Here is a 15,181-nt window from a genome sequence, read left to right on the forward strand (position 1 = left end):
AGAATAATGAATATTAGACTTAAAAGCAAGAAAAACGTGAATAGACCGCGCTAGAGTACGGTTCATTCACGTTTTTTGTTTACAAATACTTATTTTGGGCATCCGTCATTTCTTTCGCAATTTGCGCTAAATCTGACACTGATTCATGCATACCAGTTGAAATCCAGCGAATTGCAATTGCAAGCATCCCCGAAGCAGTAAAATCTGATACGTAATCGACGGCCACTGCTTTCGACGCATTTTCTCGTAAGATATCCGAATACAAGGCGTGCAACACGTCACGTAAAGGTGGGTAGAATTGTTCACGTAAACCGGCATTCAATAGCACGGCAATCGCAATGGCATTTGCTTGGACAAATTCAAAGAACGCTTCAGCAACGACCTTTGCATCACGGGGGAGCGTCTGGGCTTCATTCGTGAAGTCATTTGTTAATTGGGTAACGATGGCACCAATGACCGCTTCCTTTGTACCAAAGTGGCGATAGAAAGCCATCCGAGACACGCCTGCCATGCGGGTAATTTCAGTGACCGCAAGTTGGTCATAGGATTGGCTTTGCAACAAAGTGAGGGTTGCATCGATGATTTGTTCATCCGTTTGGTGACGGATAGTTTCAGTTAACATGTTTTTCATAAATCTAATATACCGAAAAAAACAGCACCTGTTGAGCGCAGGTACTGTAACATCAGCTTTACTTATGGGTCTTTACATTTACACTAACTTCTTAACTAAATATAAAAGAATATATAGGATTAGTGTAACTCACGCTGGTTGGCGTAGTTAAGCAATTCAGGGTCCAAGAGATAGGGCACCTGTAACAATTCAGCTTGCGAACGGACACCTAAGAGTGCATAAATTTTGGCTAAGTGATTTTGCCAACGTGTAACCTCTGTGATCAGGCCACTGGTGTCTTCATTCATCACCGTATGTAGAAAATGGCCAGCCACACCAACGGCTTTGGCCCCCAGAACTTGTGCTTTCACGACATCCAAAGGCGTTTGAATCCCACCTGTTGCAAAAATGGTTGGCTTTTCGGTGAGAGCCTTGGCTTCAAGTAAAGATTCGGCGGTCGTTTGTCCCCAATCATACAGATAGGCATGTTGGTTATCATCTGTACGGTTACGCCGATCTTCAATGCGGGCAAAGTTCGTGCCAGAACGACCACCAATATTGACATATTGCACCCCAATGGCATGCAGTGTCGCGATGGTCTCTTGGCGCATTCCGAACCCAACTTCTTTGACAATCACTGGCACAGCAACCTTCGCGACGATATCAGCCAAATTATCAAGCCACATAAATTCACGATCACCTTCAGCCATCACAATTTCTTGCGCGGCATTCACATGTACTTCCAAGGCGTTGGCCCCAATCATATCAACAACGGTTTGTGCGTGTTGAACAGGATGCCCAGCACCGATGTTTGCAATCATAAAACCATCTGGGTTGATGTCACGGGCAATCGTAAAGGTTGCGATGGCTTCAGTGTCCTTGAGGGCGACTGACTGTGAGCCAACGGCCATGGCTAGGCCGGTTTCTTTAGCCACTTCAGCCAATTTGGCATTAATCCGACCAGTTTTTTGACTCCCACCCGTCATCGCTTCAATATAAAAAGGCGTTGTGAAGGGGAAATTTTTATCGTGGACAGTTAAATCTACATCGGCCACGCGGCTTTCAGGTAATGCATTGTGTAACAGGCGCACCCCGTTTAATGAAGAATTGTAGGGACGTTGGCGCATTTCAAGTTCAGCAACCGAGAGATGTTCATCTTTGCGATGGGCGTGTGCTGATTCCATAGGCTCCTCCTAATAATAGTAAATGTTGAGTGGTAAGGGCATAATCGCATGGCTCTGCCACTGTTGATGGAGCTCAGCGATCATTGCTAACCCATCACTGAATGCCAGCCCGTTGTCGCCATTGCCGGCACCACTGACTTTAGCTGGTAAATTGAGCGCATTTGCATCAGCAATTAATTGCTGCAGTACGGGTGTTAGATAGGGGCGGTTCGTTTGCCGTAAATAGTCAGAAATCAACAAATGATCGGCCAAAACAGCTTTTGCAAAATTTGTGAAATCCTGTGTTTTGATGGCATGCACCAAATGGCTCACAATCATTGTATTATCCGCATCGAATGCTTGCATTAAAGCGGCAGTGGGTTGTTTCACCAATTGACTTTGCGTGTCTGCAGGAGCTTGCGTCCAGCCAATTTGAATTGACCAAGTTGCTGGCCAGTCCAGAGGCTCGATTAATAAGTTTGGCCATGGCATCGTCAACAGTTCGTTTAAATCAGTGTGATTGATGAAACCTTGCGTGGTTGGTTTGGCATACAGCAACAGCCCGCCGAAACTCGCGGCCGCGATATCACCGAATGAACCATGGTTAAACTTGGGGGTATGTAACATTGCTAACACAGCAAGACGATAAATTTCAAGCGGCGTAAGTGTCAGTTGCCAGAAGCTGGCAACTGCCTTGATCACGCCAACGACGGTCGCTCCCGATGAGCCAAGACCAATTTTTTTACCGGCCTCGGTCATATGACTAGATAAGGTTAAATGAAATCCTGGCGTCGGTTGCGCTTTTGTTTGCATGTAGGCGTACGTCACATCAAAGGCAGCGCTGACCAACTGCCACGGGGTGTTTGCACGTTTAGTTGGCCAGGCGGTAGGGGCCTCTAAGGTCACCTCGCCCAATAGATCACTGGTAACCCGGTAGTCATCAGCCGGTGCAATTGTGACTTGCATGAAGCGGTCAACGGCAAACACCACACCCGGGACACCGGGGTGGGTGACTGCATATTCGCCAGCGATGAATAACTTGCCGGGAACCATAAATTCCATCATCAAATTCGATCTCCTTGCACAATTTGAATTCCTGGACCAGGGGTCGCCACCGTGACTTGAATCTCAGGTAGGACTTTACGAAGCGCAACCATAATTTTTTCGGTATCAGCTGGCTGAGAAATTAATTTGACATTTGGTCCTGCATCCATAGTGGCATAGACGGGGATGCCAGTTGCCCGCAAGGCTTTCACAGTTTCGATAATCAACCAGGATACATCGGTTAAATATGTAAATGGTGGGTTGGCGACCATATTTTGCGCATGCATTTGCAGTGCATTTGCTTCAGCTAAGGTGCCAAGGGCCACCAAATCGTGATTGTTAATTGCCGCTTGCATAGCTGGCACTTGGGCATTGGCCATGTCGACCCATTGCTGGTAAAAAGGTGAGTTCGCGCGGGCATTTTGCATGCCCCCACGAGAATCAATTTTTTTAGGTTGATCATTGACAATCAAAGTCAATAGTTGAATCGGCCAATCCACAGTTTCTGTAAGCGCGTGTGCTACGGAAGTTTGGTCATCATGCCCACGATCCCATTGTGCAAAACCCCCAAAGATTGAACGACTCGCTGAACCCGAACCACGGCGGGCTAGCCGTGATAGATCTGCCGGTTCAAGTGATAGACCGGCAGCCGCACTGGCTGCCCCGGCTAATGCGGCAAAAGCGGATGCTGAAGAAGCTAAGCCAGCCGCAGTAGGCACATGATTAATTGAGTGAACATGGACAAACTGGTGCTGATTCGCTCGATCACGGACTAAGTCCATGAAGCGTGTCACTTTTTCGTAACCTCGTCCTTGTAATGAAACGTTATTTAATGTGATGTCATCGGCGGTGAGCTGCTCATCAAACCAAACCGTGGTGTCAGTATAAAATTCATTCAACGTTAAGCTAATTGAGGTGGTCGTGGGGATGATCAAGTTGGTATCAGTCTTACCCCAGTATTTTAAGAGGGCAATGTTTGTATGTGCACGAGCAGTATATTGTGACATGACCATTCTCCTTACTGGGTAGTCGTGTATTGTTGGGTCCAGATTTCACGTGCACCAACCGTTTCCAGTGCCGCGATCACGGCGCTGGTCTGAGCAGGGGTTTTAGTTAAAGCGATCATCGCGCCACCAACGCCACCGCCAGTCAGCTTAGCACCGAGCGCGCCAGCCTGACGAGCAGCCGCAATTAACAAATCCAACTTGGGATGTGAAACGCCCAGAGTTTCCAGGTGAGTTTGGGCTTGGTTCAGGATCGCACCTAACTCGGCAACTTGATTTTTTTCCAGCGCCACCCCGGCTGCACGCGTCAGTTCGCCCAGCGCATCAATCGCTGGTTGGGCAATCTGTGCATTCGTTTCGAGGGTTTCACGGACGACAGAAACCGCTAAACCAGTCTGGCCATGTACACCAGTGTCGGCCAAAATAAGCGTTGCATCGAGATTCATCGGAATCGTCTCCGGTTGTGACCCTTTCACGAACCAGACCGGCTTATTGTGGGCGGTGGTCGCAGCATCAATGCCAGAAGGCGAACCGTGCGTGATCATTTCTTCAACATTAGCCCAGCGTTGTAACTCAACGTCGGGTAGTTCCACTTCAAAGAAATTAAAAAAAGCTCGAATAATTGCGACAGCGCTGGCAGCTGAGGATCCCATACCACGTTCTTGTGGAATCAATGAGTCAATGCGCAGGGTAAACGATAATTCTGTCGCATTGAAATTACGCAAAAGGCGCGTAATCAGTTGACGAATACCTTCATAGGCTTCAGACATCTCACTGAGTTCGCCAGAGTGTTCATTACTAATAATTAATTGACCAGCCGCACGCTTCGTGAGCGTTGCAGTGATATTGATTGCAGGGAGCGGAAGGGCAATCGCTGGTTGGTGATACACTACGGAGTGTTCACCGATTAAAATAACCTTGGCATGACTTGTGCCGGTAGCTTGTTCTAACAAGGTTTTGACCCACCATTTCTATACAATGCAAAATTGCATGTTTATATTCTTTTTGTATGAGTCTTAAACACCCATAAGTTATATAATAACAAATTTCAGAAAAACAAGCATTCATATAGCGCATTCATATAGAATGAAAGTAACTGATAATCAATCCATGATACAATAGAAGACAGAAGCGGGCGTTAACTCGTACTCAGATGAATAGTCGTAGGGAAGACTAAATGATAAATAAAGAGATTTACGCAGTTGTTGATTTAGAGACGACGCGCACTAGAATGACAGATGGACGTATTATTCAAATTGCGATTGCATTTGTCCAGAAAAATAAAATAATTAATCAGTTTAATACATTAATTAATCCAGGAAACCGGGAACGGATTCCAAAGATGATTACCCAACTTACGGGCATCACCCCAAAAATGGTGGCGGATGCACCGTTCTTTGAAGATGTTGCGTTCACCCTGCACGCGATGTTGTCGGGAACGATTTTTGTGGCCCATAATGTCAATTTTGATTTGCCATTTTTGAACGCGGAATTTGAACGGGTTGGGTTGACTAGCCTTAAAAATGAGGCCATCGATACGGAACCATTGTCACGTATTTTGTGGCCAACGGCACCGGCCTATCGTTTGCGTGACTTAACGACTTATCTCAATATCGAGCATGGCCACCCGCATCAAGCAGATAGTGACGCGATTGCAACGGCTGAATTGCTAGTGAAGATTTTTGACAAGGCACGGGCATTACCGATGATCACATTGCAAACTTTAACGGAGATGCCCCTTGTTTTGCCAATGGATTCACGCATGATTTTGGTCGAAGCTTTGGCAGCTAACCGGCAATCACCAGAACCTCTACCAAGTCAGTTACAAGTAGTTGATGGCTTGGCGATTCGGCGTTATTCCATGCCAGATCCAGTGCATAAGCGCATTGCTGACAAGTTTCCTGCTAAAAAAGCGGCTAAGGAAAAGTTGTTTGGTGATCGGTTCGAGTATCGTGATGAACAAGCTAAAATGATGAATCTGATTCATACGCATTTCAATGACAGTGAATTGTCAACAGTGCCAGGACAGAGTAGTCTCGTGATGGAAGCCCCAACCGGCTTAGGGAAAACATTGGGCTTTTTGTTACCAATGGCCTATTTAGCTGTTGAAACTGGGCGTAAAGTCGTCGTGGCTGAACCTACGATTACGATGCAACATCAAGTGCAAACAGTGGTTGAAGAACAACTAAAACCCCTGTTATCCTTTGATATTCGGGTAGCCGTCTTAAAGGGCCATTTGAATTATTTGAATCTGCAAAGCTTTAAACGCATGCTGAAGCGTGATGAGGGATCAATTCCCATGCAGCTCGCCAAGGCCCAGATGTTAGTTTGGCTGACTGAGACCTTAACAGGTGATTTTGATGAACTGAACTTAAATAATGTCTCACAGGAATTCTTGGCCAGGGTGGCCCAGCCGGCCAATAATCCAGCGGCATCAAGTTTTGCGCAATATGAGTTCACAGCTCGCCAAGCCGTGCTAGCTGAGGAGGCCGATTTCATTATCGTCAATCATGCCTATATGGTAAGTCATCATGCAGATATGGTGTTTCAACTGAAGCCATATTTGGTCATTGACGAAGCGCAACATTTGCCAGATACCGTGATTACGCAGAGTCGTCATCAAGTGAACTTCAAGCAGTGGGGTGATGTGGTCCATGCGGGTCTCGATATTTTAGCAGCTCATCACCAGCCAAGTCTGCAAAGCGTCTTTGAACGCTTGCATGGTGGTAGCCGGATGCTGACAAATCTACGGAACCAGTTACAATTATTAGAAGATCAGCTTCCCAAGGTTGAACAAAAATTGTATCGCCGGTTTGGGATGCAAAAAGGGCTTGAATTAGACCATAAGCAAGTAGTCGATAGTGAAATCGAACTTGCAGATTTAGCCCAATTCTTTTTGGATAATGCAGATTTGATCAATGCGATTCAACGGGCGGTTACCGTGTTGACGGACGGATTAGAGACGATGCTGACCAATTTTGCGGAAGCTGACCAAACCTTTAGTGTGAGTGAACGGCAAGAATTGGCTGATTTCAGGCGCATAGTCGGTCAAATTAACACCAATAGCAATCGCATTAATCAATTTAAAAATGAATTAGTGATGTACCCAACCGCCAGCATCTTTTGGTTGTCTGAATCACTTGGTGGCGCAACACCTTCAGTACGGTTGGCCGGTGGCTTGCTACATACCACGAACTACTTTAAACAACGGATTTATCCTAACTTTATGCCACCGGTCTTGACGGGGGCAACCTTGTTTACTTCTAAAAAATCTGGTTACCTATTCAATCGGTTTGATTTGGATGAAGACAGTGCTACCAGTTACCGGTTTGGGGATGTGTTTGATTATGCGAAGCAATCACAGTTATTGCTCGTCAAAAATGCACCACTCCCAACATCGTATAACTATGCGGATTACCTGGCAGAACAGTTACTGAAGATTGCGGATGCAGTTGAAGAGAACACTCTCGTTTTGTTCACATCAAATGATATGATTGCGCATGTGTATAATCGTATGCAAAACAATCATGAATATGGGGATGTTTCCACGACCATCCTGGCCCAGGGAATTTCTGGCACACGTAATAAAATATTGCGTCGTTTGGAAACTGAAAAGCCGATGATGGTGCTTGGATCAGCCAGTTTCTGGGAAGGTATCGATTTGCCGGGTGACCAATTACGGCTGGTCATCATGGCCCGGTTGCCTTTTGAACAACCAGATAATATCGTTGCAAAAGCGGAAGAGGCCGTCTTGATTTCTCAGGGGCGGCAACCGTTCTATCAAAGTACGTTGCCCAAGGCGATCTTGCGCTTCCGCCAGGGTGTCGGCCGACTCATTCGCTCACAGGACGACTATGGTGCCATTATTGTGTTTGATTCACGGTTGATTTCTAAGTCATATGGTCGGTCAGTCCGAAATATGATGCCTGAAGCGATGCCGCAACTTGAAGTTTTAGATACAGAAGTTGTGCCGATCTTAACTGATTTTTTTGCACAACATGAATGACGAAAACATAAAAATTTGGTATGCTTAATTGAGATGTTCAATAACAAAAAAGGAGCCCAATTGCTATGGAAATGCGGGCTAGAATAAATCGCCAACGACAAAAAATGCGTTGGATGCTAGGCACTATCTTCGGTGTGTTAGCTGTGATTGGATTAGTCTACAGTCTCTTGGGTACTGCCACACGCCCAATTGATCAAGCCAACCACAAATATAGTCAGATCGCCCTGGACCAAAAGGCCCTGACTTCGGTGACCAATTTTTATTGGAATGCGCGACAAAAAACGTATTACACTATCTTAGGTAAAGATGCTAAAAATCGGCAAAAAGTGGTCATTGTGGCCAAAGGGACGCAGAAGTTGCACACCTATCTTATGAAAGATGGGGTGACTGCTGAGAAGGCCCAAGCAGTTGTGACGACAGCCTACCAGCCGAAAAAAATTACGAATATTGGTATGTCAATGTATGCCGGGGTTCCTGTGTGGGAAGTCACGTTTATTGACAAAAAAGGGAATTTAAATTACATCACGGTGCAGTTCTACAATGGCAAAATTGTCCGTACAATTCGCAATCTATAAACAACTATTAGGAGAGAGAAAATGGAAACAATTCGTATTGCTGACGCACAACATCACGTAGGTGAGAAAGTTCGTTTGAACGTTTGGTTACGTAACAAACGTGGTTCAGGAAAGATGCAATTCTTGCAATTGCGCGATGGTTCAGCCTTTATGCAAGGAGTTGTCGCTAAAGAAGAGGTTGGCGAAGAAATTTTTGCTACCGCCAAAGGGCTCAAACAAGAAACGTCAATGATTTTGACTGGTACGATTCGAGCTGATGATCGTTCAAAGTTTGGTTATGAACTAGACGTACAAGACATCGAAATTATTGGTGAGTCAGAGGGTTACCCGATTACACCAAAGGAACACGGTACGGATTTCTTGTTTGATAACCGTCACTTATACGTACGTCATGTGAAGCCGTTTGCTGTTTTAAAGATTCGTGACACCATTACCCGGGCGATTATGGATTTCTTCCATCAAGATGGCTTTACGCGTTTGGATTCACCCGTTTTGACTGGTTCAGCCCCAGAGGGTACGACTGAATTATTCGAAACTGATTACTTCGGCACACCAGCCTTCTTGGCGCAAACTGGTCAATTATATGCGGAAGCGGGTATTTTTGGTTTTGGTAAAGTTTATGACTTTGGCCCAGTTTTCCGTGCTGAAAAGTCAAAGACCCGGCGTCACCTGACAGAGTTTTGGATGATCGATGCTGAAATGGCCTGGATGCACCAGGATCAGAGTTTGGATGTGCAAGAACGTTTCATCAAGTTTTTATTGGCGGCCGTTTTGAAGGAAAACAGCTACGAATTAGATTTGCTTGAACGTGATAAAGATCTGTTGCAATCATATATCGACGCTGATTTTCCACGTGTGTCATATGATGATGCCGTCAAGTTACTGCAAGAAAATGACTTTGAAATCAAGTGGGGTGAGGACTTTGGTTCACCAGAAGAAACGTTCCTGGCAAACCACTTTGCTAAGCCTGTCTTCATCACTAATTATCCAAAGGGCGTGAAAGCTTTCTATATGAAGCGCGCCGAGGATCGTGATGACGTGGTCGTTTCAGCTGATCTTTTGGCACCCGAAGGTTACGGTGAAATCATTGGTGGTTCAGAGCGTGATATCGACTTTGATTACTTGCAGAAACGTCTTGAACAAGAAGGCTTGGATTTGGAAGAGTACGAATGGTATCTCGATTTGCGTAAGTTTGGTTCCGTGCCTCACTCAGGGTTTGGTCTCGGCTTGGAACGGATGGTCACCTTCGTTTCTGGAGAATCACACATTCGTGAAGCAATTCCATTCCCACGTACTTTGGGACGTTTGCGACCATAAAATAACGCTTAAGGAGGGGCAGGAGCACAGGCTTCAGCCTTTTTCTTTAGCAACGAACAGAGCGCACGACATGATGACGAGGAAGAAGACATGCATGAATTAGGTTTTGAAAATTATATTAATGCTGGTCAAAGTAGCGTCAGCGTCCTTTTGTTACAGCGGTACCGTGAACTTGGCTTGACTGATCAAGAGTTATTAGTGTTTTTACAGACGAAGGCCATGCTCGATCAGGGTGCAACCGAACCAAACACCACGCAAATTGGTGAGTATATGGGCTTAAGCGCGAAGACCGTTTTTTCCGTGTTAGAATCGATCCGTTCAAAAGGGTTAATCCAATTCGAGACGACGCATGATGCTGATGGCAAGTTGCGGACTATTTTTCGCATGCAACCACTTTATGAAAAATTAATTACGTTGCCTGATGGTGATAGCAAGCGAGCTGGTGCTGAGGATGACACGCCAAAGGTCAATGATGAGCCGAAACGCGCTGATATTTTCAAGTTAGTCGAACAAGAGTTCGGGCGGATGCTATCGCCAATCGAGATGCGCAAAGTGACTGATTGGTTTGATCTGGATCATTTTGAACCAGTTTTAATCGTTGAGGCCATTAAAGAAGCCGTGTTGAATCAAGCTTTGAATCTGAATTATATCGAAAAAATTCTGTTAAATTGGCGTAAATTAAATTTCAAATCAGCGCAGGATGTCCGGACTAACCAACAACGTCGCCGTAACTTAGCCATCAACCAAAATGATGCGCAACAGGTGCATGTTCCGCTGAATGTGGATTTACTGTCGCTGCAATTACCTGAAAATAAGGGATAATAGTGTGACTAGAAACGAATGAGGGAAGCGCATGGCAAAGAAGAATAGTAGTACCCCAGCAATTAATTGGATCAAACTAGGTAACGTTTCTTCGCGTTCGGCGGATTTGCATAAATTCGTGGATAATTGGATCGAACATAACGAGGAAATTCAAATCCTGAAACGGTTTACGGTTGAACCATCTACCTTAATTCCACCAAAGAAGCAAGCCACAGAGGTGCACACTTTTGTGGTCAAGTGGCGCAAGGCGTTACAACAATATAAGGGCAAGTGGCAATGGCGTGATGTTGAATCGTATCTTTACATTGAGAAGACGCCAGTCGCGACTCCTACCCCAACGAAACCGGTTAGTGTGCCTACGATTGCTACAAACCAAGCACAATCCAATTCTCAGGTCGCAGCAACCGGCGCAGTTGATGTGACCCCTAAAGTAAATGCACCGGTTGACAAGTCAGCGGTGCCGGCCGATAAACAAGTGCCGGCTGAAGTCAAATCTGTTGGTAAGGCCAGTGTTCCAAAACCAAAAAAGAGCGTGCTGTCAGCCCAAACAAAACGGGATAAAATACATCCTCAACAACAAAGCAGCCAGCACGAGCTAAAGCATGGAGCATCAAGTTCACGGCATGATCGTGTCAGCCAACGAGTTGATAAGTTCAAAGCGGCACAGCCAGATCATCGTAGTCAACCACATTCAGAGCCCAAAATGGCTACCGTGACCAAAGACGTTCAGCAGCCACGGCCGGAACACCAGGCACGAACTGCCTATACCGAGCACCGTGTGCCAGTCATCTTGGATGGTTTGGCCACAAAGCAACAGGGTGTGTATGGTCGGCGTCATTTGGGGATGAAAATTACAAAGTCAAATTAGTTATCTTGAGATGCATTCTGTCGGGTAGACGAATGCATTTTTGTTATAATGGAATTAATATAACCATGATAGATTGGAGCGCCGACATGTATATTAATGATTTACCAGCCGAGTTCAAGGCCGCCTTGCCAATTCTCGAGACATTGGAAAATGCCGGTTATGAAGCTTATTTCGTGGGTGGATCGGTCCGGGATACCTTATTAGAAAAACCGATTCATGACGTAGATATCGCGACATCAGCCTACCCGGAAGAAGTCAAGACTTTATTTAACAGCACCGTCGACACGGGCATTGAACATGGAACGGTCATGATTTTGGACCATGGTCAAGGTTATGAAACCACCACTTTTCGGACAGAGTCGACCTATACTGATTTCCGACGGCCAGATGAGGTGACCTTTGTTCGTTCGCTCGCAGAAGATTTGAAACGTCGCGATTTTACGGTGAATGCCCTGGCATTGAAACCAAATGGTGAAGTCGTGGATTTGTTTGATGGCGTCCGAGATCTGCAAAACAAGATTCTCAGGGCCGTTGGTCAGGCAGAGGAGCGGTTTCATGAAGATGCCTTACGCATGATGCGGGCCGTCCGCTTTGCCGCCCAGCTAGACTTCAAGATTGAAGAACACACACGCGCTGCGATCAAAGATAATGCCGCCCTGTTGGAGCATATTGCGATCGAACGAATCAATGTAGAATTCACTAAATTGTTACAGGGGTCCAATGCCCGTTATGGGCTGTTAGAAATGATGGCTACCAAGCTCAATAATTACATGCCCGGCTTAGAGAATGTTGACATTGATTTACTAGGTTTTGCTGAATTATTAGGTCAGGCCCAGCCAAAAGATGACACGCAAGCATGGACGTTATTAGCCTTTGAACTAGGTCTGACACCAAGTGACACGGTCATTTTTATGAAAAAGTGGAAACAAAGTGCCGCGCTAATTGGGACTGCTAAAAAGTCGATTGCCTTACTCAATGAGTTGCGCAAAGGCCCCGTTTCCGCATGGCAACTGTATACAACCGGTCAAGCACTTGAAAATGCGCTAGCCGTCGCTGATTTAAGTGAATTAGAGGTTGATACCCAAGCGTTGGCGACACAATTCACGGCTTTACCGATTCATGATAAGCGTGACTTGGCCTTGACGGGTGCTGATTTAACACAAGAACTGGGGCTGCAGCCGGGCCCAATTTTTGGAAAAATTTTGCATCAAGTTGAACAGCAAGTGGTTGCCGGTGAACGAACTAACCAGGCTTCGGAGCTGTTGGCAGTGGCCCGTACTTTAGCTGAGAAAGAGAAGAAATAAATACGATGAAACAGTTTAGAGCGACTGAATTACGGAGTGTCTATGGCGAGAAAACGTTATTAGATGGCATTTCCTTTTTGATTGAAACAGGTGATCGGGTTGGGTTGATCGGGGTCAATGGATCAGGGAAAACAACCCTTTTGAATGCCATTGCAGGGGTAAACCCAGCTGATTCCGGTAAGCTTGATATGCCAAATGATTATCATATTGCCTATCTGCAACAAGAACCCAGCCTTGACCCTGAAAAAACGGTCATGGAAGCAATTTTTGCAGGAGCACAGCCAATATTTCAACTCATCCGTGATTATGAAGATGCGTTGGACGCCTTGGCAGCTCATCCAAATGATGACAAGATTTTACAGCGCTACACCAAGCTTGAGGCACAAATGAACCAAGAAGATGCTTGGTTAGCTGAGTCGGAAGTCAAGTCAATTTTGATGCAACTGCACTTACCAGACTTAAGTTTGAAAATCGCAACCTTGTCAGGGGGCCAACGCAAGCGAGTTGGGTTAGCACAAGTATTGATTGAAGCACCTGATTTGCTGTTACTGGATGAACCAACCAATCACTTGGATTTTGATTCCATCGAATGGTTAGAAAAGTATTTGGCTGATTACAAGGGTGCCGTGTTGACGGTCACCCATGATCGTTATTTTCTTGATAGTGTCGCAAATCGCATCTTTGAGCTATCATTTGGCCAACTATACGAATATACCGGTAATTATCAGCAATTCGTCGTGGCTAAAGCTGAACGCGTCGCAGCCTCAAAAATTGCTGATCATAAAGCGGCGCAATTATACAAGCAAGAATTAGCCTGGATGCGTACGTCTGCCCGTGCCCGGTCTACCAAGCAAAAAGCCCGGGAAAATCGTTTTTCAGAACTGGATGAAAAGCATGGCAATCTGCAACTTGAAGAAGATATTCAGGTGAACTTGGGTCAACAACGGCTCGGGAAGAAGGTCATCGAGATTGAACACGCGCAGTTAGCATTTGACGAGCGCGTCATCTTGAAAGATTTTTCAGCACTGATTCAAGCCAACCAACGTATCGGTATCACGGGACCTAATGGTACTGGTAAGTCAACTTTGCTCAATGCGATCGCCGGTAAGGTCACACTAGACAGTGGCCTGATCACGATCGGTGAAACGGTCAAAATGGCTTACTACACACAAACAAATGAACCGATTCCAGATGACAAGCGGATGATCGCTTATTTATCAGAAGTGGCAGAATCGGTCGTCGATCGCGAGGGTAACCGGGTATCAGTTTCTGAATTGTTGGAGCAGTTCTTATTCCCAAGTCAGATGCACGGGACCCTGATTCGTAAATTATCGGGTGGTGAACAGCGCCGGCTCTATTTGCTCAAATTATTGTTGCAACAGCCGAACGTGTTACTGTTAGACGAACCTACCAATGATTTAGACATCGGTACATTGACCGTGTTGGAGGATTACCTCAAGCATTTCGCAGGCACGGTCATTACAGTCTCCCACGATCGCTACTTTTTGGATAAGGTGGCAGATCGGTTATTCATCTTCCAAGGTGATGGTGTGATTGAGCGCTACGATGGTCAATTCTCAGAATACTTAGCAAATTTTGGTGCACCAACAACCACCCAGGATAAGGGCGCGACGCAGGCAGCTGCCGTTGCTGATGAGCCGGTCAGTGTGGCCCAACCGAAAAAGAAGAAATTGACTTATTCCGAACAACGCGAGTGGGCAACGATTGAAACTGACATTGCCACAATAGAAACTCAAATTGAGCATATTCAGGGCGAAATGGAAGCCAATGGTGCTGATTTTGGTAAACTGAGTGAACTACAGGCGCAACTCGATGAACTCAATGTTGCCCTAGATGAAAAAATGACGCGTTGGGAAACGTTATCAGAAATTGTAGAGGGTGCATAATGGCTGAAAAAATAATGATTTGGGCACAGACGAATAATGGTACGATCGGTAATGAGTTGAAGATCCCCTGGCACCAAAAGAAAGATGTGCAATTCTTTAAGGCCCAGACAACCGGCCAAACGATCTTGATGGGCCGTAATACGATGGCCAGTTTTCACGGCCGGGCCTTGCCTAATCGTTTGAATCTGGTGCTGTCACATCAAACCGACCTCACGATGCCAGCGGGGTTTGTATTAGTTCATTCACTCGCAGAAGCTGAAAAAATGGCAGATGCGCGTGGTGAAAAATTGTTGATTATTGGTGGCAGTGTGGTTTACCAAACCTTGATGGCGGACGCTGATGAATTATTGGTGACCTACCTAGATACTGATTTTGTGGGCGATACGGTCATGGACCCTGTTGATAAGACTATCTGGCAAGGTGAGGTCATTGCGCATGACTTAGCTGATGACGAAAATGATTTCGACTTCGAAATTGTCCGGTTTACCCGGCGATAATTCGTGTAAAAACACGCCTATACAAATCGACGGACACAATCTGATGAGATAATGTGTGACAAAA

General features: G+C 45.7%; 13 protein-coding genes. 8 read left to right on the top strand and 5 right to left on the bottom strand.

The window, feature by feature from the left end; translation table 11 throughout:
• Nucleotides 1-79: 79 nt before the first annotated feature.
• From WSWS_RS02960 to mvk, 5 genes are all read right to left on the bottom strand, one after another.
• The gene (locus WSWS_RS02960) at nt 80-622 is read right to left on the bottom strand and encodes a TetR/AcrR family transcriptional regulator (protein ID WP_236150644.1); all 543 of its coding nucleotides are present in this window, start codon (nt 620-622) and stop codon (nt 80-82) included.
• 128 nt (nt 623-750) lie between these two features.
• The gene (fni, locus tag WSWS_RS02965; RefSeq protein ID WP_070229876.1) at nt 751-1,794 is read right to left on the bottom strand and encodes a type 2 isopentenyl-diphosphate Delta-isomerase; all 1,044 of its coding nucleotides are present in this window, start codon (nt 1,792-1,794) and stop codon (nt 751-753) included.
• 9 nt (nt 1,795-1,803) lie between these two features.
• Nucleotides 1,804-2,838, bottom strand: a complete 1,035-nt coding sequence (locus tag WSWS_RS02970) for a phosphomevalonate kinase (protein ID WP_070229877.1) — start codon at nt 2,836-2,838, stop codon at nt 1,804-1,806.
• The gene (gene mvaD / locus WSWS_RS02975) at nt 2,838-3,824 is read right to left on the bottom strand and encodes a diphosphomevalonate decarboxylase (RefSeq protein WP_070229878.1); all 987 of its coding nucleotides are present in this window, start codon (nt 3,822-3,824) and stop codon (nt 2,838-2,840) included. Before mvaD ends, WSWS_RS02970 begins: the two co-directional genes overlap by 1 nt.
• A gap of 11 nt (nt 3,825-3,835) precedes the next feature.
• Complete coding sequence (mvk, locus tag WSWS_RS02980; RefSeq protein WP_070229879.1) at nt 3,836-4,774, bottom strand: mevalonate kinase; 939 nt, start codon at nt 4,772-4,774, stop codon at nt 3,836-3,838.
• Nucleotides 4,775-4,998: 224 nt separating this feature from the next.
• Between mvk and WSWS_RS02985 the strand changes: the two genes are divergently transcribed.
• From WSWS_RS02985 to WSWS_RS03020, 8 genes are all read left to right on the top strand, one after another.
• The gene (locus tag WSWS_RS02985) at nt 4,999-7,827 is read left to right on the top strand and encodes a helicase C-terminal domain-containing protein (protein ID WP_070229880.1); all 2,829 of its coding nucleotides are present in this window, start codon (nt 4,999-5,001) and stop codon (nt 7,825-7,827) included.
• A 65-nt stretch (nt 7,828-7,892) separates the two neighbouring features.
• Entirely contained in the window at nt 7,893-8,402 is a 510-nt protein-coding gene (locus WSWS_RS02990) for a cell wall elongation regulator TseB-like domain-containing protein (RefSeq protein WP_070229881.1), read from the top strand.
• Nucleotides 8,403-8,423: 21 nt separating this feature from the next.
• Nucleotides 8,424-9,719, top strand: coding sequence for an asparagine--tRNA ligase (asnS, locus tag WSWS_RS02995; protein ID WP_070229882.1), 1,296 nt, complete (start codon nt 8,424-8,426; stop codon nt 9,717-9,719).
• 90 nt (nt 9,720-9,809) lie between these two features.
• Entirely contained in the window at nt 9,810-10,541 is a 732-nt protein-coding gene (locus tag WSWS_RS03000) for a DnaD domain-containing protein (RefSeq protein ID WP_070229883.1), read from the top strand.
• 31 nt (nt 10,542-10,572) lie between these two features.
• Nucleotides 10,573-11,409: a hypothetical protein gene (locus tag WSWS_RS03005; RefSeq protein WP_070229884.1), complete on the top strand. Its 837-nt coding sequence runs from the start codon at nt 10,573-10,575 to the stop codon at nt 11,407-11,409.
• An 86-nt stretch (nt 11,410-11,495) separates the two neighbouring features.
• Nucleotides 11,496-12,713, top strand: a complete 1,218-nt coding sequence (locus WSWS_RS03010) for a CCA tRNA nucleotidyltransferase (protein WP_070229885.1) — start codon at nt 11,496-11,498, stop codon at nt 12,711-12,713.
• Nucleotides 12,714-12,718: 5 nt separating this feature from the next.
• Complete coding sequence (locus tag WSWS_RS03015; RefSeq protein WP_070229886.1) at nt 12,719-14,620, top strand: ABC-F family ATP-binding cassette domain-containing protein; 1,902 nt, start codon at nt 12,719-12,721, stop codon at nt 14,618-14,620.
• The gene (locus WSWS_RS03020; RefSeq protein WP_070229887.1) at nt 14,620-15,117 is read left to right on the top strand and encodes a dihydrofolate reductase; all 498 of its coding nucleotides are present in this window, start codon (nt 14,620-14,622) and stop codon (nt 15,115-15,117) included. The genes WSWS_RS03015 and WSWS_RS03020 overlap by 1 nt, the downstream gene beginning before the upstream one ends.
• The last annotated feature ends 64 nt before the right edge of the window (nt 15,118-15,181 follow it).

The sequence above is a fragment of the Weissella soli genome (genome assembly GCF_001761545.1).
GTDB lineage: Bacteria > Bacillota > Bacilli > Lactobacillales > Lactobacillaceae > Weissella > Weissella soli.

Excerpts from the sequence above, each read along its gene's own strand:
- WSWS_RS02960 (WP_236150644.1), bottom strand. The coding sequence starts at position 622 with ATGTTAACTGAAACTATCCGTCACCAAACGGATGAACAAATCATCGAT.
- fni (WP_070229876.1), bottom strand. The coding sequence starts at position 1,794 with ATGGAATCAGCACACGCCCATCGCAAAGATGAACATCTCTCGGTTGCT.
- WSWS_RS02970 (WP_070229877.1), bottom strand. The coding sequence starts at position 2,838 with ATGATGGAATTTATGGTTCCCGGCAAGTTATTCATCGCTGGCGAATAT.
- mvaD (WP_070229878.1), bottom strand. The coding sequence starts at position 3,824 with ATGTCACAATATACTGCTCGTGCACATACAAACATTGCCCTCTTAAAA.
- WSWS_RS02985 (WP_070229880.1), top strand. The coding sequence starts at position 4,999 with ATGATAAATAAAGAGATTTACGCAGTTGTTGATTTAGAGACGACGCGC.
- WSWS_RS02990 (WP_070229881.1), top strand. The coding sequence starts at position 7,893 with ATGGAAATGCGGGCTAGAATAAATCGCCAACGACAAAAAATGCGTTGG.
- asnS (WP_070229882.1), top strand. The coding sequence starts at position 8,424 with ATGGAAACAATTCGTATTGCTGACGCACAACATCACGTAGGTGAGAAA.
- WSWS_RS03000 (WP_070229883.1), top strand. The coding sequence starts at position 9,810 with ATGCATGAATTAGGTTTTGAAAATTATATTAATGCTGGTCAAAGTAGC.
- WSWS_RS03005 (WP_070229884.1), top strand. The coding sequence starts at position 10,573 with ATGGCAAAGAAGAATAGTAGTACCCCAGCAATTAATTGGATCAAACTA.
- WSWS_RS03010 (WP_070229885.1), top strand. The coding sequence starts at position 11,496 with ATGTATATTAATGATTTACCAGCCGAGTTCAAGGCCGCCTTGCCAATT.
- WSWS_RS03015 (WP_070229886.1), top strand. The coding sequence starts at position 12,719 with ATGAAACAGTTTAGAGCGACTGAATTACGGAGTGTCTATGGCGAGAAA.
- WSWS_RS03020 (WP_070229887.1), top strand. The coding sequence starts at position 14,620 with ATGGCTGAAAAAATAATGATTTGGGCACAGACGAATAATGGTACGATC.